Source organism: Neomegalonema sp. (assembly GCF_028688855.1).
Classification (GTDB): Bacteria; Pseudomonadota; Alphaproteobacteria; order Rhodobacterales; family Rhodobacteraceae; genus Neomegalonema.
On the sequence record NZ_JAQTXI010000002.1, the window covers coordinates 216,263 to 235,531 of the forward strand.

The following is a 19,269-nucleotide window of genomic DNA, read 5'->3' on the forward strand; positions in this document are numbered from 1 at the left end:
CGAAGACGATCATGCAAGCGACAGGAGTTGAAAGCAACGGATACGGATACGTTCTCCAATGTGCGGCGCGCCGCGGATTTCCGCAAGGGGCGGCGTTCAGCCTTCCGCAGAGGGCGGGGCCAGCGGGCTGGCCAGGATCTTGTCGATCCGGCGGCCGTCGAGGTCCATGATCTCGAACTCCCAGCCCTCGGCCTGGATCCTGTCGCCCACCTTGGGCAGCACGCCGAAGACCTGGATGAGGAAGCCCGCCGCCGTCTCGTAGCCGCGCCGCTTCGGCAGGTTGAGGTTCAGGACCTCGGCCACGTCGGAGATCGGCGCCCAGCCGGAGACGAGGATGGAGCCGTCGGGGCGGAGGACCATGGCCTCCTCGCCCTCGTCGGAATCGCTGGCGAAGGCGCCCACGATGGCTTCGAGGACGTCGGCGGGGGTGATCACGCCGAGGAAATTGCCGTATTCGTCGTGGATCAGGCCCATGTGCGCCGTGGACTTGCGCAGCACGTCCACCGCGTCCAGAGCCTCCAGGCCCTCGGGGATGATCGGCGCCTCGCGCACGAGGCTGCGCAGATCGCGCGTCCGCACGCCGGTTTCGTCGAAGATGTCGCGGATCCAGATCACGCCGATGATCTCGTCGGGATCGCCCTCATGGGCCGGGAAGCGCGAATGGCGGCTGCCCATGATCACCTTGCGGTTCTCGTCGAAATCCTCCGAGAGGTCGATCATGTCGACGTCCACGCGCGGCGTCATGACGCTCTGCACCTGGCGGTCGCTCAGCCGCATCACGCTGGAGATGATCCGCCGTTCGCTCGGTTCGAGGACGCCCGCGCTTTCGGCCTCGGCCACGATGCTCTTGACCTCCTCCTCGGTGATCGACTTCTCTTCGTCGCCGCTCTGGCCGAGCAGCTTCAGCACCAGCTTGCCCGATCTGTCGAGCACCCAGACGATGGGCGAGGCCACCTTCGCGAGGCCGGTCATGAAGGGCGCCACGAGGCAGGCCACGCGCTCCGGATCGCGCAGCGCGATCTGCTTGGGCACCAGCTCGCCGATGATGAGCTGGAGATAGGTGATCAGCGTCACCACGATCCCGACGCCCAGACCCGAGGCCAGCCCCGGCGAAAGCCCCGCCTCGCCGAGCGCGCCCGCGAGCCGCTGGCCGAGCGTCGCGCCCGAGACCGCGCCCGACAGGATGCCGATCAGCGTGATGCCGATCTGCACCGACGAGAGGAATTTCCCGGGATCCGCGCCGAGCGCGAGGGCCTTTTCGGCCCCCGCCACGCCTCTCTCCGCCATGGGCCTCAGGCGCGCGGGGCGGGCGGAGACGACCGCCAGCTCCGACATGGCGAAGGCGCCGTTGATCACCGTCAACAGAAGCACCAGCGCAAGCTCAACGTAAACCATTGGGTCCGATCACACAGCTTCGACAAGGCGGGCGGACTATGGACCGGCGCCCCTGTCGACCGCAAGGGTTCTGAGGGGCGCGGGCCTCGCGCCGTCGTCGCAGGCGCCCACTTCCGGGACGCGCTCGGGCCCGGGCCGGGAGGGCGGGCCCCGGCCAGAGCGATTCGCGCGCGATCCGGCGCAGGACCGGAGGCCGATTCGCGCCTGATTCGCCGCGCCGCGCCGAGCTGCGCCCTCCTCTCGGGCGAAACAGGACCGCGCCGCCCGCTCCGGAGGCGCAGCCTCTCCCTTCCGGGAGGATTTCGCGCAAGATTATTGCGAATCCACACCCGACGTGCGACAAGATCTTCCGGAACGCCGCAAGGATCGGCCGCGCGTCAGAGGCCGCAGCGCTTCGGCGTCGCGCTTGTCAGAGGGGGGATCGGCATGTCGCGCGCGGAACCCGTGCAGGAGGCCTCGCCCGCGCCGGAGAGCGGCGGAGCCCGACGCGAATTCGTCTCGCTCATGACCTCCCGCGTCGGAGAGGCGCCCCTGCGCAAGCCGCTTTTCGTGGAGGGGAGCGCGGATCTCCTGACCCTCTGCCGCGAGCTTGCGCAACGCGGCCTCAGCGAGGCCCTGATCCGCGACGGCGCCCGCGTCGGCGTCTTCACCACCACCAATCTGCGCGAGGCTCTGCTCAGCGGCCGCCCGCCCGCCGAAATCTCCGCCCGCGAACTCGCCGTCTTCAAGCCCTTCTCCGTTTCGGTCGAGGACGAGCTCTTCGAAGCCATGCTGCTCATGCTGCGCCATCGGGTGCGGCGCCTGGTGGTGACCCAGAACGGCGAGGCCGTCGGGCTGCTCAGCCAGCTCGATCTGATGGCCTTCATGGCCAGCCATTCGCACCTCATCGCCCTGGAGGCCGAGCAGGCCGAGACGGTCGAGGATCTCGGGGCGGCGGCGCGACAGATCGACGGACTCATCCGGCTGCTGCGCAAGGACGGCGTGAAGGTCGAGACCATCGCGCGGCTGGTCGGCGAGCTGAACCGCCAGATCTTCCGGCGGCTCTGGGAGCTGCTCGCGCCGGAGGAGCTGCGCGCCAACAGCTGCCTGATCGTCATGGGCAGCGAGGGCCGCGGCGAACAGATCATCAAGACCGATCAGGACAACGCCCTGCTCCTGCGCGACGGATTCGCCTGCCCGCGCCTGGAGGAGGTCACGGAGGCGTTCACCCGCGCCCTGATCGGCTTCGGATATCCGCCCTGCCCCGGCGGCATCATGCTGAGCCGCCCGCTCTGGCGCCAGCCTCTGGCGGCGTTCCGGCGCACCCTCGACGGCTGGATAGACGGCTCGGATCCGGCGGGCGCGCTGAACGTCGCCATCTTCCTCGACGCCGCCGCCGTCGCCGGAGACCCCGCCCTGCTGGAGGAGGCCCGCGCCCATCTGGACCGCGGGCTTTCGGACAATCCCTTCTGGCTCTCGCGCTTCGCGAAGGCCGCCACGCAGTTCGGCGAGGAGCGCAGCTGGTGGTCGCGGCTGCCGGGCCTGCGCGGACGCGAGGCCGCCGAAATCGACCTCAAGAAGCTGGCGATCTTCCCCATCGTCCATGGGGTGCGCTCTCTGGCGCTGGAGGCGCGGCTGAAGGAGCTGGGCACGGCGGCGCGTCTGAACGGCCTCGTCGCGGCGAAGAAGATCCAGCCGAAGGAGGCCCGCGACCTGACCGAGGCCCTGCATTTCCTCATGGCGCTGAAGCTGGAGAACAACCTCCGCCAGATCGGAGAGGGCAAGCCGCCGGGCAACAAGGTCGCGCTCGCCGATCTCGGGCGGCTGGAGCGCCAGGCCCTGAGCGACTGCCTCGCGGTGGTGCGCGAGTTCAAGCGCTTCCTCGCGCTGCATTACCGGTTCGACGCGATATGACGGGCCGGGGCGAAGAGGAAGACGCCGCAGGGGAAGACTCGGCCAGGGAGGACCGGGAGGCTCGGGAGGGAGGCTCCGGGAAGGGCGGCCCCAGCCCCAAGGAGGATTCCCGCACGCCGGTTCTGATCGCGCTCTGCGCGGCGGGCTTCGCCCTGTTCAATTTCCCCCTTCTGGCGCTCTGGGACAGCGAGACGGAGATCTTCGGCCTGCCTCTGACGCCCGTGGCGCTCTTCGTGATCTGGGGCGGGCTGATCGCGGCTCTGGCCTGGGCGCTCGAGAGGAGGCGGCCATGATCTCCGCCCCGGTGGTGCTGACGGTCTCGGGACTCTATCTTCTGGCGCTCTTCGCCATCGCCGCCTTCGCCGACCGCCGCGCCGCGCAGGGCCGTTCGGTGATCGGGAACGCCTGGATCTACACGCTGTCGCTGGCGGTCTACTGCACGGCCTGGACCTATTTCGGCAGCGTGGGGAGGGCGGCGGCGGGCGGCGTCTGGTTCCTGCCGATCTATCTCGGGCCGATGCTGGCGATGCTGGTCGCCTGGATCGTGCTGCGCAAGATGATCCGCATCGCCCAGAGCCACCGCATCACCTCCATCGCCGACTTCATCGCCAGCCGCTACGGCAAGAGCCCCGCCCTCGCGGCTCTGGCGACGGTGATCGCGGTGGTGGGGGTGGTGCCCTACATCGCCTTGCAGCTCAAGGCGGTTTCGGCGGGCTACCAGATCCTCACCCAGGGGTCCGGCCCTCAGGAGGAGGCCCTCGTCTGGTGGCGCGACGGCGCGCTGATGGTGGCTCTGGCTCTGGCGGCCTTCGCGATCCTCTTCGGCACGCGGCACCTCGACAGCGCCGAGCGTCATGAAGGGATGGTGGCGGCCATCGCCTTCGAATCCCTCGTCAAGCTGGTCGCCTTCCTGGCGGTGGGGGCCTTCGTGACCTGGGGGCTCTTCGGGGGCATGGCCGACGTCTGGGCGCGCGCGAAGGCCCTGCCCGGCCTGACGGACCTCCTCCGGATCGACGGCGGACAGGGCGGCGGCGGATTCCCCTACGCCGAGTGGTTCGGCATGACCATGCTGGCCATGTTCTCGGTGCTGCTGCTGCCGCGGCAATTCCAGATGATGGTCGTGGAATGCGTGGACGAGCGCCATGTGAAGCGCGCCGCCTGGGCCTTTCCGGCCTATCTTCTGGCGATCAACCTCTTCGTTCTGCCCATCGCTCTGGGCGGATTGGTCCTGTTCGGGCCCGGCGTCATGGATCCCGAGACCTTCGTGCTGTCGCTGCCGCTCTCGCAGGGCGCGACGGCTCTGGCGCTCTTCGCCTATGTCGGCGGCTTGTCGGCGGCCACGGGCATGCTGATCGTCGAGACGGTGGCGATCTCGACCATGGTCTGCAACGATCTCGTGATGCCCGCGCTCCTGCGCCAGCCCTGGTTCGGAGGGCGGGCCGGAGGCGATCTGACGCGGCTTCTGCTCAACATCCGGCGGGCGGCCATCGTGGGGGTGCTGCTGCTCGGCTATCTCTATTTCCAGATCGCCGGAGACGCCTACGCCCTGGTCTCCATCGGGCTGATCAGCTTCGCGGCGGTGGCGCAGTTCGCGCCTGCGCTGCTCGGGGGGATCTACTGGCGCGGCGGAACCCTGCGGGGCGCCTTCGCGGGCATGGCGGGCGGATTCCTCGTCTGGATCTGGACGCTGATGCTGCCTTCGGTGGCGAAGTCGGGCTGGATCCCCGACGGATTCCTGCGGCATGGCCCCTTCGGAATCGGCTGGCTCGCGCCGGAGAGCCTCTTCGGCCTGACCGCTCTGGATCCGCTGTCGCATTCGCTCTTCTGGAGCCTGCTGGTCAACGTCGCGCTTTACGTGGGGCTTTCCCTGGCGCGGGCGCCCTCGGCGCGGGAGGCGAGCCAGGCGCTGCTCTTCGTCGAGGTCTTCGCGCAGGACTCGGCCCAGGGCCGCGATCAGGCCCCGATCTTCTGGCGCGGCCGGGCGCGGCTGGAGGATCTCACCGGACTGGCCGCCAGGCTGCTCGGGCCGGAGCAGTCGCGGCGCTTCTTCGAGGATTACGCCCGCGAGACCCGCGCGCCCTCGGTCGCGCAGATCCGCGCCGACGCCCGTCTGGTGGATCGCGTGGAGCGGCGTCTGGCGGGCGTGGTGGGGAGCGCCTCGGCGCGGGTGCTGATCTCCAAGGCGGCGCAGGAATCGCCTTTGGGCATCGAGGACGTGATGGAGATCGTCGGCGAGGCCTCGGAGGTCCGCGCCTACGCCCGGGCTCTGGAGAAGGCGGGCGCCGAACTGCGCGAGGCCAACGAACGCCTGAAAAGCCTCGACCAGATGAAGGACGACTTCATGTCCTCGGTGACGCACGAGCTGCGCACCCCCCTGACCTCCATCCGGGCGCTCTCGGAGCTGATGCTCGACGCCCCGGACATGGAGGAAGTCGAGCGCGAGGAGTTCCTCGGCATCATCATCGCCGAAAGCGAGCGGCTCGGGCGGCTGGTGAATCAGGTGCTGGATCTGGCCAAGATCGAATCCGGCCATGCGGAATGGCGCATCGTCGAGATGGACCTGCGCAAGCTGGTCTCGGACGCCGCGCGCGCCACGGCGGAGCTCTTCCACAAGAAGGACGCCGAGCTCGTCCTCAGCCTGCCGGAGGGGCCGCGCCTGCTCCACGCCGATCCCGACCGCCTGACCCAGGTGATGGTGAATCTGCTCTCCAACGCCGCGAAATTCATGCCCGAGGCCGGAGGCCGCGCCGAAATCCTCCTCCGCGAGGAGCCGGGCTGGCTGGTCGTGGAGATCCGGGACAACGGCCCCGGCGTGCCTCTGGCGGATCAGGCGACCATCTTCGAGAAGTTCCGTCAGGCCGGAGACGCCCTGACCCGTCCGCCCGGAACGGGGCTCGGGCTGCCGATCAGCCGCGAGATCGTGGAGCGTTTCGGCGGCAGCATGAGCCTCGACTCGCAGCCCGGTCAGGGGTCATGCTTCTCCTTCCGTCTGCCCGTCGGACGGGAGGAGGCCGCGCAAGACCGCCCAGACGCATGAGACCAGACCCACAAGACAAGAAACGAAGCCGGGGAGGAAGCCAGAATGACCACCAAGGTCCTGATCGCCGACGACGAACCCAACATCGTCGTCTCGCTGGAGTTCATGATGAAGCGGGCGGGCTATGAGGTTCTGGTCGCCCGCGACGGCCCGAGCGCCCTGGAGGCCATCCGTCGCGAGCGTCCCCGGCTGGTGCTTCTGGACGGCATGATGCCCGGCATGACCGGATTCGACGTCTGCGAGGCCGTGCGCGCCGACGCCGCCCTGGCGGGAATCCGCATCCTGATGCTCACCGCCAAGGGCCGCGACGCCGACATCGCCAGAGGCGTGGGCGCGGGCGCCGACGCCTATGTCACGAAACCCTTCTCCACCCGCGATCTCGTGAAGATGGTTCAGGAGATGCTCGCGTGAGCCGCCGGACGCGCCGGATCGGCGCTCTGCTGGCGCCGGGGGCGGCTCTGGCGCTCTGGCTGGTCCTCGGGGCGCTGCTGCTGCGCTCGACCCTCACGCCGGAGCAGGACGGCGCGCTGTCGGCGGCCTTGGGAAGCGCCGCAGGGCCGCTGATCGGCGTGGGGGCGCTCTGGTGGCTGGCGGCGGCGGGGCTCGGAGCCTGGGCCGCCGGGCGGGTTCGGAAGCTCTGGGCGGCGCCGGCGGCGCGTCTGACGGATTCCCTGCGCGTCATGGCCGAGAATCCCGCCGCGCCCGCGCCCGCGCCCGAAGGCGCGCCGGAGATCCGGGCCCTGACCGCCGCCGTCTCCGATCTGGCGGAGCGCCGCAAGGCCCTTCAGGACAGCCTCGACGCCCGCGTGCGCGAAGCCAGCGCCGCCGTGGCCCATGAACGCGACCAGCTCGCGGCGCTCATGGCGGAGCTTCAGCAAAGCGTGGTGGTCTGCAATCTCGAAGGGCGGATCCTGCTCTACAACGGCCGGGCGCGGGCTCTGACGAAACGGCTCTCGCGGTCTCCGGGAGGCGCGGGGGGCGTCGAGCTGATGGGGCTCGGGCGCTCGATCCACGGCGTGGTGGACGCCGCCCGCCTCGATCACGCCCGCGAGACGGTCGAGCGGCGCCAGGCCCGCGGAGAAGGCGCGGCCTCGGCGCGCTTCGTCGCGGCCACGCCGGAGGGGCGCCTCCTTCAGGTGGGCATGGCGCCGGTGCGCTCGGGCGGCGAAGGGGCCATGACCGGCTTCGTCCTCATGTTCGACGACGTGACGGAAGAGCACGCCGCCCAGATCCAGCGCGACCGGCATCTGCAAGGGCTGATCGAGGCGAGCCGCTCCTCCTTCACCAGCATGCAGGCGGCCCTCGACACGCTCGACTATCCCGATCTGCAGCCCGACGAACGCGAGCAGTTCCAGCAGGTGGTCCGCGACGAGGTGGGCGCCATGAGCGCGCGCCTCGAAACCACCGCCGCCGAAGCCGCCCGCGACGCGCGGATCCGCTGGCCGCTTCAGGACATGCTCGGCGCGGATCTGCTGTCGGCGGCCGCGCGGCGGATGGAATCGGGCCATGGCGCCTCCGCCGCCGTGGAGGAGGCGCCCGAAGACCTCTGGCTCAGCGTGGACAGCTTCGGGCTGATCGAGGCTCTGGCCTTCCTCGGGGGGCGTCTGGCGACGCGGCTGAAGGCGCAGGGCCTGAGCCTGCGTCTGGCGCCCGCCGGAGGCTGGGCTCATCTGGACATCGTCTGGCGGGGCGAGGGCGCGCCAGCCGCCGAAACCCTCTCCGGCTGGCTGGGCGAGGCCATGAACGGCGAAGGCGGACCCTCCGTGCGCGATCTGGCGGAGCGTCATGGCGGGGAGATCTGGCTGGAGCGCGACCGCAAGCGCGATCTCGCCTTCTTCCGCTTCCTGCTGCCGGCGGCCAGCGGCGCCGAGGCGGCGGATTCCGAAACGCTCTCCAGCCGCCCGGAATATTACGACTTCAACCTCTTCGCCGCCAGCGAGGCCAGCCGCCACCTCGACGACCGCCCGCTGACGGGCCTCGCCTATACGGTCTTCGACACCGAGACCACGGGGCTGAATCCTTCGGGCGGCGACGAGATCATCCAGATCGGCGCGGCGCGGATCGTCAACGGGCGGATCCTGCGGGGCGAGCTCTTCGAGCAGCTGGTCGATCCCCGGCGCGACATCCCGGAGGCGGGGATTCCCATCCACGGCGTCACGCCGGAGATGGTGCGCGGCAAGCCGACCATCGGCGAGGTCCTGCCGGTGTTCCACGCCTTCGCCGCCGACACGGCTCTGGTGGGGCACAACGTGGCCTTCGACATGCGCTTTCTGGCGCTCAAGGAGGAGCAGGCGGGGGTCCGCTTCGATCAGCCGGTGCTGGACACGCTGCTGCTCTCGAGCATCCTGCATCCGGACGCGACCTCGCACAGCCTCGATTCCATCGCGGGGCGTCTGGGGGTGAAGATCACGGGGCGGCATACGGCGGCGGGGGACGCCCTCGCCACCGCCGAGGTTTTCCTCAAGCTGCTGCCGCTGCTCCAGCATCGGGGAATCGAGACCTTCGGGCAGGCGCGCAAGGCGGCTCAGGAGTCCTATTACGCCCGCCTGAAATATTGAGGAGCGGGGAGCGGGGCCCGCGAAGGCCCCGCTCCGGAGAGGTCAGGCGACGCGCTTGATGGCCTCGCCCAGAATCGAGACGATTTCGCCGATCTGCGCCTTTTCGAGGATCAGCGGCGGCGAAAGCGCCACGATGTCGCCGGTGACGCGGATCAGGAGGCCCTTCTCGAAGCAATCCACGAAGACGTCGTAGGCCCGGGCCCCGACGGCGCCTTCGCGGGACGAAAGCTCGACGCCCGCCACCAGCCCCAGCGTGCGGATGTCGATCACATGCGGCAGGCCCTTGAGGCTGAAGATCGCCTCCTCCCAGGCCTGAGCCAGATCCGCGGCGCGGGTCAGGAGGCTCTCCTCGCGATAGACGTCCAGCGTGGCGATCCCCGCCGCGCAGGCGAGGGGATGGCCGGAATAGGTGTAGCCGTGGAACAGCTCGATGGCGGCGTCCGGTCCGGTCATCAGGCCGTCATGCACCTTGCGGCTCGCGAAGACCGCGCCCATGGGCACCGCGCCGTTGGTCAGGCCCTTGGCGGTGGTCATGAGGTCGGGCGTCACGCCGAAGTAATCGGCGGCGAAGGGAGTCCCGAGGCGGCCGAATCCGGTGATCACCTCGTCGAAGATCAGCAGGATGCCGTGTTTCGTCGCGATCTCGCGCAGGCGCTGGAGATAACCCTTCGGCGGCGGCAGAACGCCCGTCGAGCCCGCCAGAGGCTCCACGATCACGGCGGCGATGGTCTCGGCGCCGTGCAGCGCCACGAGCCGCTCCAGATCCTCGGCGAGTTCGGCGCCATGCTCGGGCAGGCCGGGCGTGAAGGCGTTGCGGGCCGGATCATGGGTGTGGCGCAGATGGTCGGCGGGGATCTGCGGGAAGACGCGGCGATTGTTCACCAGGCCGCCCACCGAGATGCCGCCGAAGCCCACGCCGTGATAGCCGCGTTCGCGGCCGATGACGCGGGTGCGCGTCCCCTGCCCCATGGCGCGCTGCCAGGCGATGGCGATCTTGAGGGCGGTGTCCACCGATTCCGAACCGGAATTGGTGTAGAACACGCGGTCCAGTTTCGCCGCGCCCTCGCCCGGCGCGATCTCCGCGAGGCGCTCGGCGAATTCGAAGGCGACGGGGTGACCCATCTGGAAGGTGGGAGCGAAATCCATGGTCGCGATCTGCCGCGCCACGGCTTCGGAGATCTGGCGGCGTCCGTGCCCGGCGTTGACGCACCAGAGCCCGGCGGTGCCGTCGAGGATCTTGCGGCCGTCGTCGGAGGAATAATGCATCCCCTCGGCGGAGACGAGCATGCGCGGAGCCTTCTTGAACTGGCGATTGGCCGTGAAGGGCATCCAGAAGGCGTCGAGCGAAGGCGAATTGGGGCGGGCGGGGGCGTTCACGGCGATCTCCTCTGCGGCATTCCCCGTCGCGCGGGGCGCCTCATGAGAGATCCGGCGAAAATTTAAAACAAGTCCTTTTCATTCGCGAGGCAAGGCCTTGAATCTTCAGGAGCGCATCCTGTAACGTTGCGTCAGCCGCAACGGCCTCGACAGGCGCGGCCGGAGGAGGAAGGCCATGGAGGACCTCGGCGGCAGACTGCGCCATCTGCGCCAGATGCGCGGCCTCTCTCAAAGAGAGCTGGCGCGTCGGGCGGGCGTGGCCAATTCGACCATCTCGCTGATCGAATCCAACCGCAGCAATCCTTCGGTGGGGGCGCTCAAGCGCATCCTCGACGGGGCGCCGATCAGCCTCGCGGAGTTCTTCGCGCTCTCGCCCGGAGCGCCGAGGCAGGTCTTCTACAGCGCCGAGGAGATGACCGAGATCGGCAAGGGACGCATCTCCTACCGGCAGCTCGGCGGAGACCTCTTCGGACGGGCGCTCCAGATCCTGCGCGAGACCTATCAGCCCGGCGCCGACACGGGCGCCGTCCTGCTCTCGCATGAGGGCGAAGAGGGCGGAATCCTGCTCAGCGGGCGGCTCGAGGTGACGGTGGAGGGCGAACGCCGCATCCTCGGCCCCGGCGACGGCTATTATTTCGAGAGTCTGCGTCCGCATCGCTTCCGCTGCGTGGGGCCGCATCCCTGCGAGCTGGTCAGCGCCTGCACGCCTCCCAGCTTCTGAAGCCGCGCCCTCTCGGACTTGTGGAGGATTACGCCGCGTCGCGTTCCGTGCCAGCATGGGCCGAGGAGGTTCCCCCATGACGTCGCCCCTCGCCCACATCAAGGAGATCGAGCGCGTGGCTCTGGGCGCGCTCAGCCGTCGCGACGCGCCGGTGGTCGAATCCTGGCTGCGCTGCCTCAACGACTACAAGCTGGACCCCGCCGCCGCTCAGGAAGCCTACATCGTCCCCGAAGCCATCCTGCGCGAGCATCGCGAGCAGGCCGAAGACCTGATCCGCATCGGGCGTTCGGGGCTGGAGAGCCTGTTCAGGCAGGTCGCCGGACAGAGCTACGTGCTGCTCCTCTCGGACGCGCGCGGCGTCGCGGTGGAGTTCATGGGAGATCCCACCTTCGACAACCACCTGCGCAAGGCGGGGCTCTATCTCGGCTCCGAATGGTCCGAGAACCGCGCGGGCACCTGCGCGGTGGGAGCCTGCATGGTCTCGGGCGAGCCGGTGATCATCCATCAGGACGATCATTTCGACCTCAGCCACATCGGACTCACCTGCACGGCGGCGCCCATCTTCGACACCCTCGGCGATCTGACGGCGGTGCTCGACATCTCGCAATTGCGCTCTCCGGCGGCCAAGACCAGCCAGCAGCTCGCCCTGCATCTGGTGGCCTCGACGGCGCGGCGGATCGAGCTGGCCAACCTCATGGCGCGCACCCGCGAGGACTGGGTGCTGCGCCTCGCCCGTTCGCCGGAGTTCCTCGACGTGGATCCCGAAGCCGCCCTGACCCTCGACGGCGAGGGCCGCATCACCGGCATGACCCACGGCGGCTTCCGCGCCCTGCTCAAGGCAATGAACCTGGAGGACTTCGGCGCGCGCCGCTTCATCGGCGAGCCGGTTTCGCGCTTCTTCGACCTGGAGACGGCGGATCTGCCGCTCTATCTGCGCGGACGCCCCGAGGGTCGGCGGATCCTGCGCGCCCATGACGGCTTCGTGCTCTTCGCGCGGAGCATCGCGCCGGTCTCGGCGAGTCCGCGCCGCGCCGAAGCTCCGGCCGCCCCTGCGCCGCCGAGTCTGCCGAGGGCGCTGCGCGAACTCAGCTTCGGGGATCCGGAGATGGACCGCCTCCAGGCGCGCGCCGCCAGACTGGCCGGGCGCGGCGTGCCGATCCTGATCCAGGGCGAGACCGGATCGGGCAAGGAGCATCTCGCGCGGGCCATCCATGCGAGCAGCAGGCTGCCGGGGCGCTTCGTGGCGGTGAACTGCGCCGCCCTGCCCGAGCATCTGATCGAATCGGAGCTCTTCGGCTATGCGCCGGGCGCCTTCACGGGCGCCCATCCGAAGGGCAAGCGCGGGCTGATCCTCGAAGCCGACGGCGGGACGCTCTTCCTCGACGAGATCGGCGACATGCCCCTGACGCTGCAAGGGCGTCTGCTGCGGGTTCTCTCCGAGAACGAGGTCCAGCCGGTGGGGGCTCTGGAGGCGCGTCCGGTGCGTCTGCAATGGCTGTCGGCCTCGCATCGCGATCTGGAGGAGCTGGCGGCGGAGGGGCGGTTCCGCGTCGATCTCCATTACCGCCTGAACGCGGCGACCCTCAGGCTGCCGCCTCTGCGGGCAAGGCGCGACCTCGAACCGCTGATGCGCGCGATCCTGAAACGCCTCGGCGAGGCGGAGGGCGGAGGCGTCGTCCATCGTCTGGAGCCGGAAGCGCGTCTGGCGCTGCTGCGCCACGCCTGGCCGGGGAATCTGCGCGAGCTGACCAACGTCCTGAGGGTCGGGGCGGCGCTCTCGGAGGACGGCGTCATCACGCTCGACCATCTGCCGGAGCGGCTGGCCGCAGCCGCCTCCCCTCAGGCGCCCGAAGAGGCCGGGATCCTCCAGGCGCTCAAGGCCTGCGGCGGGAACGTCTCGGCTCTGGCGCGGGAGATGGGCGTGGACCGCTCGACCATCCATCGCCGTCTGAAGCGGCTGCAGGGCTGAGCGCGATCCGGGGCGCCGCAGGCGCCTCGCCTGTGGCGGGGCTGCGGCGCCACAGTCCCGGTCTGCGCCCAAACCCCCGCCGCGCCTGGGTTTCCGCAGGGAAAGCCTCCGGCGCGCGGCCCCGGCGAGCCCCGCCGCCCGCGCCCCGCCGCAGCCATGATTTTCCAGCGCATGGATTTCAATCCTTTGATAAATCTATAATATTCACGTTCGCGCAGATCTGGCGCCCATCTTGCTTGGGGGTCTCTCAAGAATGAAGGAGGCGGCTTTCGCCTCCATTCATCATCAGCGTGGCTTCAGCCACAAGGGAGGTTACGAATGCAAGCGCTCCGCTTTCACGCGGCGAAGGATCTGCGCGTCGAGGAGATCCCTGCTCCCGGAAATCCGGGCCCCGGACAGGTGCTGATCGAGAACCGCTTCTGCGGCATCTGCGGCACCGATCTGCATGAATACGCCTATGGGCCGATCTTCATCCCCAGAGAGCCCCATCCCTTCACCGGCGCCCATGGCGCGCAGGTTCTCGGCCATGAGTTCGGCGGCGTGGTCACGGCCGTCGGCGAGGGCGTGGCCCATGTGAAGCCCGGAGACCGCGTGTCGGTCCAGCCGCTGATCATGCCGCGCTCCGGAGACTATTTCGCCGCGCGCGGACTCTTCCATCTGAGCACGCAACTGGCTCTGGCGGGGCTGTCCTGGGGCTCGGGCGGCATGGCGCAGCAGGCGCTGCTCAACGACTACAACGTCGAGCCCATTCCGGACGACCTCTCCGACGAGGAGGCCGCCCTGATCGAGCCCACCGCCGTAGCCGTCTACGCCTGCGACCGGGCGGGAATCCGGGCGGGCGAAAGCGTGCTGATCACCGGCGCCGGGCCCATCGGCATCCTGACCGCCATGGCGGCGCGGGCGGCGGGCGCGACGCAACTCTTCATCTCCGACCTCAACGACACGCGCCTGCGCCTCGCCCAGGAGATCCTCGGCGAGGTCCGCACGATCAATCCGCGCAGCGAGAAGGTCGGCGAGGTCGTGCGCGCCGCGACCGAAGGCGGCGTCGGCTGCGACGTCGCGATCGAATGCGTCGGCAACGAGCACGCCCTCAAGAACTGCGTGGACGCCGTGCGCAAGCAGGGCGTGGTCGTGCAGACGGGCCTGCATCCGGGCGAAAGCCCCCTCGGCTGGTTCGACGTCACCTTCAAGGACATCGACATCCGGGGCGCCTGGGCCTATCCGACCCATTACTGGCCGCGCGTGGCGCGTCTGATCGCTTCGGGCGCCATTCCGGCCCGGAAGATCGTGACGAAGCGCATCGCCCTCGCCGAAGCGGTGAAGGAAGGCTTCGATCAACTGCTCGATCCGGCCGGAACCCAACTCAAGATCCTCATCGACCTGTCGCGCTGAAACGCGGCCGGATCCGATGACGCGCAGACGCGGCCTCCGCAGAGGGGCCGCGATCCCCGACCTCCGCGCAGCCGGAGGCCGGATCCACAAACATCACAGGGAGTGAACTCATGCTTGACCAGGCTCGGGAAGGCGTCGTCGCGGACGTCGTGAAGAAGCTCGGCGCCGCGCTGGAGGCCGGAGACGTCGAGGCCGCCGTCGCCTGCTTCCAGGAAGACTGCTATTGGCGCGATCTGGTGGCCTTCACCTGGAACCTGCGCACCATGGAGGGCAAGGCCCAGATCCGCGACATGCTGAACAGCCAGCTCGCGCAGATCAAACCCGCGAAATTCGGCCTCGACCCCGCCGAAGCCGCCTCGGATTCCGAAGGCTGGATCGAATTCGAGACCGAGGCCGCGCGCGGCTATGGCCAGATCCGGGTCAAGGACGGCCTCATCTGGACTCTGCTCACCACCATGAGCGAACTCAAGGGCCACGAGGAGCCGAAGAACCTGCGCCGTCCCATGGGCGCCGAGCATGGCCATGACCGCAACCGCCTCACCTGGAAGGAGAAGCGCGAGAAGGAAGCCGCCGAACTCGGCTTCGCGGAGCAGCCCTATGCGCTGATCATCGGCGGCGGACAGGGCGGAATCGCTCTGGGAGCGCGGCTGCGTCAGCTCGGCGTGCCGACCATCATCATCGAGAAGAACGAGCGTCCCGGAGACAGCTGGCGCAAGCGCTACAAGTCGCTCTGCCTGCATGATCCGGTCTGGTACGACCATCTCCCCTACATCCCCTTCCCCGAGAACTGGCCGGTCTTCGCCCCGAAGGACAAGGTCGGCGACTGGCTGGAGATGTATACGAAGGTCATGGAGCTGAACTACTGGTCCTCCACCACCTGCAAGTCGGCCAGCTACGACGAGAAGGCCAGGGAATGGACCGTCGTCGTCGAGCGCGGCGGGAAGGAGATCACCCTCAGGCCGAAACAGCTTGTGCTGGCCACGGGCATGTCGGGCAAGATCAACATCCCGAAATACAAGGGTCAGGAGATCTTCAAGGGCGAGCAGCAGCACAGCTCCCAGCACCCCGGCCCCGACGCCTATGCGGGCAAGAAGGTCGTCGTCATCGGCTCGAACAACTCGGCGCACGACATCTGCGCCGCGCTCTGGGAGGGCGGAGCCGACGTCACCATGGTCCAGCGCTCCTCGACGCATATCGTGCGCTCGGATTCGCTGATGGAGATCGGCCTCGGGGATCTCTATTCGGAGCGGGCCGTGGCGGCGGGCGTGACCACCCGCAAGGCGGATCTGATCTTCGCCTCTCTGCCCTACAGGATCATGCATGAATTCCAGATCCCGCTTTACGACAAGATGCGCGAGAAGGACGCCGAGTTCTATGCGGGCCTGGAGAAGGCGGGCTTCCAGCTCGACTGGGGCGCGGATGGTTCGGGCCTGTTCATGAAATATCTGCGGCGCGGCTCGGGCTATTACATCGACGTCGGCGCCTGCGATCTGGTCATCGACGGCTCGATCAAGCTGGCCTCCGGAGACGTGGACCACCTGACCGAGAATTCCGTGGTCCTCAAGGATGGGACCGAGCTTCCGGCGGATCTGGTGGTCTACGCGACCGGCTTCGGCTCGATGAACGGCTGGGCGGCCGACCTCATCAGCCAGGAGGTCGCGGACAAGGTGGGCAAGGTCTGGGGCCTCGGCTCGGCCACGCCCAAGGATCCCGGCCCCTGGGAAGGCGAACAGCGCAACATGTGGAAGCCCACCCAGCAGGAAGCCCTGTGGTTCCATGGCGGCAACCTCCATCAGTCGCGCCATTATTCGCAATACCTCTCGCTCCAGATCAAGGCGCGCAAGGAGGGGATCCCCACGCCCGTCTATCAACTTCAGGAGCGCCATCACCTCTCCTGACGCGCGCCCGACGCAAGAATATCGCCTGAACCGCGAGCGCCGCCCCGAAAGGGGCGGCGTTTCGCGTCCTGCGGCCCGCGGTCCGGCGGAGTCCCGCAGGCGCGCAGGGGTCTTCAGCCTGCGCCGCTCTCCGGCTTGTCGATTGACAAATCCTATGGAAAGGCGAAAGCCTGACGCCGATAGCGCCCTCCGGAGACGAAGCCGGCCTCTCCCCGAGGCCCGGCGGCCGGGCGCGGCGCCCTCGTCGAAGCCTTCGTCCGGCTTGCGGCGATCTGAGGAGAAACCCAATGGAACTGACCATCAACGGCGAAACCCGACGGATCGATTCGGAGCCGGACACGCCTCTGCTCTGGGTGATCCGCGACGAGATCGGCCTGACCGGCGTGAAATACGGCTGCGGCGTCGCGCAATGCGGCGCCTGCACGGTGCTCGTGGACGGAGTCGCGACGCGCAGCTGCGTCACCTCCGTCGCGAGCGTGGAAGGCGCCTCCGTCACGACCATCGAGGCCGTCGAGGAGGATGAAGTCGGGCGGCGGGTGGTCGCGGCCTGGGTCGCCGAGCAGACGCCCCAATGCGGCTATTGCCAATCGGGGCAGGTCATGGCCGCCACGGCCCTCCTCAAGGAGACTCCCAAACCCAACGACGAGGAGATCGCCGCCGCGATGACCAATCTCTGTCGCTGCGGAACCTACAACGCCATCGCCGCCGCCGTGCGGCGCGCCGCCGCGCAAGGCTGAGGGAGGGCGAGCCATGAACGATCTCGATCCGAGGGCCTTCGACCTGCCCGCCAGCGGCGCGCCGGTCAATCTCTCCCGACGCGGCTTTCTCGGCGCCTCTCTGGGCGCTCTGGTGCTGGGCGTCTCGCTTCCGGTGAAGGTTTCGCGCGCTCAGGAGGCGGCGGCCAAGGTCGTCCCCGGAACGCGCTTCCCCGCCTTCCTCGAAATCAATCCGGACGGAAGCGTGCTCTTCCGCTCGCCCTTCATGGAAGGCGGACAGGGCGTCCACACCGCCTTCGCCCAGATCATCGGCGAAGAGCTGGACGTGGATCCGGCGCGCTTCACGGTGGAGGCGGCGCCTCCGGGCCCCGACTACCTCGTGGTGATGGGCATGATGCGCATCACGGGCGGCAGCTTCTCGGTGCGGTCGAGCTATCAGACCATGCGCAAGCTCGGCGCCTCCGGGCGGATGATGCTGCTCCAGGCCGCCGCCCAGAAGCTCGACGCCCCGCTGGAGGAGCTGACCACCGAGCCGGGCGAAGTCGTGCATGCGGCTTCCGGACGCCGCGTCCCTTACGGCGAGATCGCCGCCGAGGCCGCCGCCCTGCCCATCCCGGAGGAAGCCCCGCTGCGCGACGCAAGCGACTTCCGCTGGATCGGCAAGCCGGTGGCGCGGCTCGACGCCCATGACAAATCGACCGGCAAGGCCGTCTATGGCATCGACCTGAAGGTCGAGGGCATGTTGCAGGCGGCGGTCGTCCATGCGCCCCGCCGCGGGCAGGAGCCGGGCGAGATCGCCAACCTCACGGAGGTCGAGGCCATGCCGGGCGTGGTCTCGGTGCACGCCCTGCCGGGGGCGGTCGCGGTGGTCGCGGATCGCTGGTGGCGGGCGCGCCGCGCCGTCGAGAGCCTTGAGGTTTCATGGAAGGAGCCGGAGGCGGACGCGACGAACGTCATGCCCGCCGATTTCTCCAGCGAGGGCTTCAAACAGCAGCTGATCGAGACGCCCGGCCCCGGCCTCGTCGCCGAGAACCACGGCGAAGCCGCCACGGCTCTGGAGAAGGCACCGAAGAAGCTGGAGGCCGTCTATGACGCGCCCTTCCTCGCCCATGGCCAGCTTGAGCCGCCTTCGGCCCTCGCCCGCTGGAACGAGGACGGCACGCTCGACCTCTGGACGCCCAATCAGGCGCCCGAGATGTATCAGGCCGCCGTGGCCGCCGAAAACGACCTGAAGCCCGAGCAGGTGCGGATTCATTCGCCCTTGCTCGGCGGGTTCTTCGGACGCCATTTCCTCTATCACGGCGCGAGCCCCTATCCTCAGGCCATCGCTCTGGCGAAGGCGACGGGGCGTCCGGTCAAGGTGATCTGGACCCGCGAGGAGGAGTTCCTCCGCGACGCCTTCCGGCCTCTGGCGGTGGCGCGCTTCCGCGCCGGACTCGACGCCGAGGGCCTGCCGGAGGCCTTCTTCGCGGAGGCCCTCGGCGAGGGTCCGACGGGGCGCTGGTTCGGGCGCAAGCCGGAAGATCCCGATCCTTCCGCCGTGGAGGGCATCGCCGACAAGCCTTACGCCATCGCCCATCGCCGCGTGGAGCATGTGGTGGTCCCCATTCCGGCGATGATCGGGTGGTGGCGCTCGGTCGGGCATTCGATGAACGACTTCTTCTACGAAGCCTTCTTCGACGAAATGGCGGCGGCGGGCGGCCATGACCCCTATGAGCTGCGGCTGAAGCTGCTCGCCGACAAGCCCCGCCATAAAGCCCTTCTGGAGGCGGTGGGCGAATTATCCGGCGGCTGGAAACGCGGCCCCTTCACGGCGGAGGATGGAACCCGCCGCGCCCGGGGCGTGGCCATGGCCTCGCCCTTCGGCAGCGAGGTCGCCACCATCGCCGAGGTCTCGCTGAAGGACGGCGAAGCGGTGGTTCATGACGTCTGGGTGGCCATAGATCCGGGCAGCATCGTGAATCCGGCGATCATCGAGGCCCAGGTGAACTCGGCGGTGGCTCTGGGGCTCTCCTCGGCGCTGCTGGAGGAGGTCGTCTATACGGACGGCGAGCCCGAAGCCCGCAATTTCGACGCCTATCCCATCCTCCCGCCCGAGAAGATGCCGCGCGTCCATGTGCGCATCCTTGAGAGCGGAGCGCCCATGGGCGGCGTCGGCGAACCGGGCCTGCCGGGCGTTCCGCCTGCGGTGGTCAACGCCGTCGCGGTGCTGACCGGCGAGCGGATCCGCAGTCTGCCGCTCTCGAAGTTCGACCTGACGGAAGGCGGCGCCTGAGTCCCGGAGCCCCTCAGGGACTCCGGGTTTTCATCTGG

Annotated in this window: 13 protein-coding genes; 11 read left to right on the plus strand and 2 right to left on the minus strand. The window is 69.0% G+C overall.

Translation table 11 applies throughout. From position 1 onward, the window contains the following. Positions 1–96: 96 nt before the first annotated feature. Positions 97–1,395 carry a hemolysin family protein gene (locus tag PHN62_RS02480; RefSeq protein ID WP_300145817.1) on the minus strand — a complete coding sequence of 433 codons (1,299 nt, stop codon included), beginning with the start codon at positions 1,393–1,395 and terminating at the stop codon, positions 97–99. Between the two features lie 426 nt (positions 1,396–1,821). Between PHN62_RS02480 and PHN62_RS02485 the strand changes: the two genes are divergently transcribed. From PHN62_RS02485 to PHN62_RS02505, 5 genes are read left to right on the plus strand one after another with little or no spacing between them, the layout of a single operon-like run. Continuing rightward, complete coding sequence (locus tag PHN62_RS02485) at positions 1,822–3,288, plus strand: DUF294 nucleotidyltransferase-like domain-containing protein (RefSeq protein WP_300145820.1); 1,467 nt, start codon at positions 1,822–1,824, stop codon at positions 3,286–3,288. Beyond that, positions 3,285–3,581 carry a hypothetical protein gene (locus PHN62_RS02490; RefSeq protein WP_300145823.1) on the plus strand — a complete coding sequence of 99 codons (297 nt, stop codon included), beginning with the start codon at positions 3,285–3,287 and terminating at the stop codon, positions 3,579–3,581. The genes PHN62_RS02485 and PHN62_RS02490 overlap by 4 nt, the downstream gene beginning before the upstream one ends. Continuing rightward, positions 3,578–6,325, plus strand: a complete 2,748-nt coding sequence (locus PHN62_RS02495) for a sensor histidine kinase (protein ID WP_300145826.1) — start codon at positions 3,578–3,580, stop codon at positions 6,323–6,325. The genes PHN62_RS02490 and PHN62_RS02495 overlap by 4 nt, the downstream gene beginning before the upstream one ends. 45 nt (positions 6,326–6,370) lie before the next feature. Beyond that, positions 6,371–6,736, plus strand: coding sequence for a response regulator (locus PHN62_RS02500; protein ID WP_300145828.1), 366 nt, complete (start codon positions 6,371–6,373; stop codon positions 6,734–6,736). Then, a complete protein-coding gene (locus PHN62_RS02505; protein ID WP_300145831.1) occupies positions 6,733–8,883 on the plus strand; it encodes an exonuclease domain-containing protein in 2,151 nt (716 codons plus the stop codon). Before PHN62_RS02500 ends, PHN62_RS02505 begins: the two co-directional genes overlap by 4 nt. 42 nt (positions 8,884–8,925) lie before the next feature. Here the strand turns inward: PHN62_RS02505 and PHN62_RS02510 are convergent, their stop codons facing one another. Further along, entirely contained in the window at positions 8,926–10,212 is a 1,287-nt protein-coding gene (locus PHN62_RS02510; RefSeq protein ID WP_300145959.1) for an aspartate aminotransferase family protein, read from the minus strand. 223 nt (positions 10,213–10,435) lie between these two features. Here PHN62_RS02510 and PHN62_RS02515 point away from each other — a divergent pair, with 223 nt between their 5' ends. The 6 genes from PHN62_RS02515 to PHN62_RS02540 all read left to right on the plus strand — a co-directional run bounded on the left by PHN62_RS02515 (position 10,436) and on the right by PHN62_RS02540 (position 19,231). Continuing rightward, positions 10,436–10,981 (plus strand): cupin domain-containing protein, encoded by a 546-nt coding sequence (locus PHN62_RS02515; protein ID WP_300145834.1) that lies wholly within the window; start codon positions 10,436–10,438, stop codon positions 10,979–10,981. Between the two features lie 76 nt (positions 10,982–11,057). Further along, positions 11,058–12,950, plus strand: a complete 1,893-nt coding sequence (locus tag PHN62_RS02520; RefSeq protein WP_300145837.1) for a sigma-54-dependent Fis family transcriptional regulator — start codon at positions 11,058–11,060, stop codon at positions 12,948–12,950. Positions 12,951–13,268: 318 nt separating this feature from the next. Then, positions 13,269–14,342 carry a 2,3-butanediol dehydrogenase gene (locus PHN62_RS02525; protein ID WP_300145840.1) on the plus strand — a complete coding sequence of 358 codons (1,074 nt, stop codon included), beginning with the start codon at positions 13,269–13,271 and terminating at the stop codon, positions 14,340–14,342. 110 nt (positions 14,343–14,452) lie between these two features. After that, positions 14,453–16,240 carry an NAD(P)/FAD-dependent oxidoreductase gene (locus tag PHN62_RS02530; RefSeq protein WP_300145843.1) on the plus strand — a complete coding sequence of 596 codons (1,788 nt, stop codon included), beginning with the start codon at positions 14,453–14,455 and terminating at the stop codon, positions 16,238–16,240. A 287-nt stretch (positions 16,241–16,527) separates the two neighbouring features. After that, the gene (locus PHN62_RS02535; RefSeq protein ID WP_300145846.1) at positions 16,528–16,977 is read left to right on the plus strand and encodes a (2Fe-2S)-binding protein; all 450 of its coding nucleotides are present in this window, start codon (positions 16,528–16,530) and stop codon (positions 16,975–16,977) included. Between the two features lie 13 nt (positions 16,978–16,990). Further along, the gene (locus tag PHN62_RS02540) at positions 16,991–19,231 is read left to right on the plus strand and encodes a xanthine dehydrogenase family protein molybdopterin-binding subunit (protein WP_300145848.1); all 2,241 of its coding nucleotides are present in this window, start codon (positions 16,991–16,993) and stop codon (positions 19,229–19,231) included. The last annotated feature ends 38 nt before the right edge of the window (positions 19,232–19,269 follow it).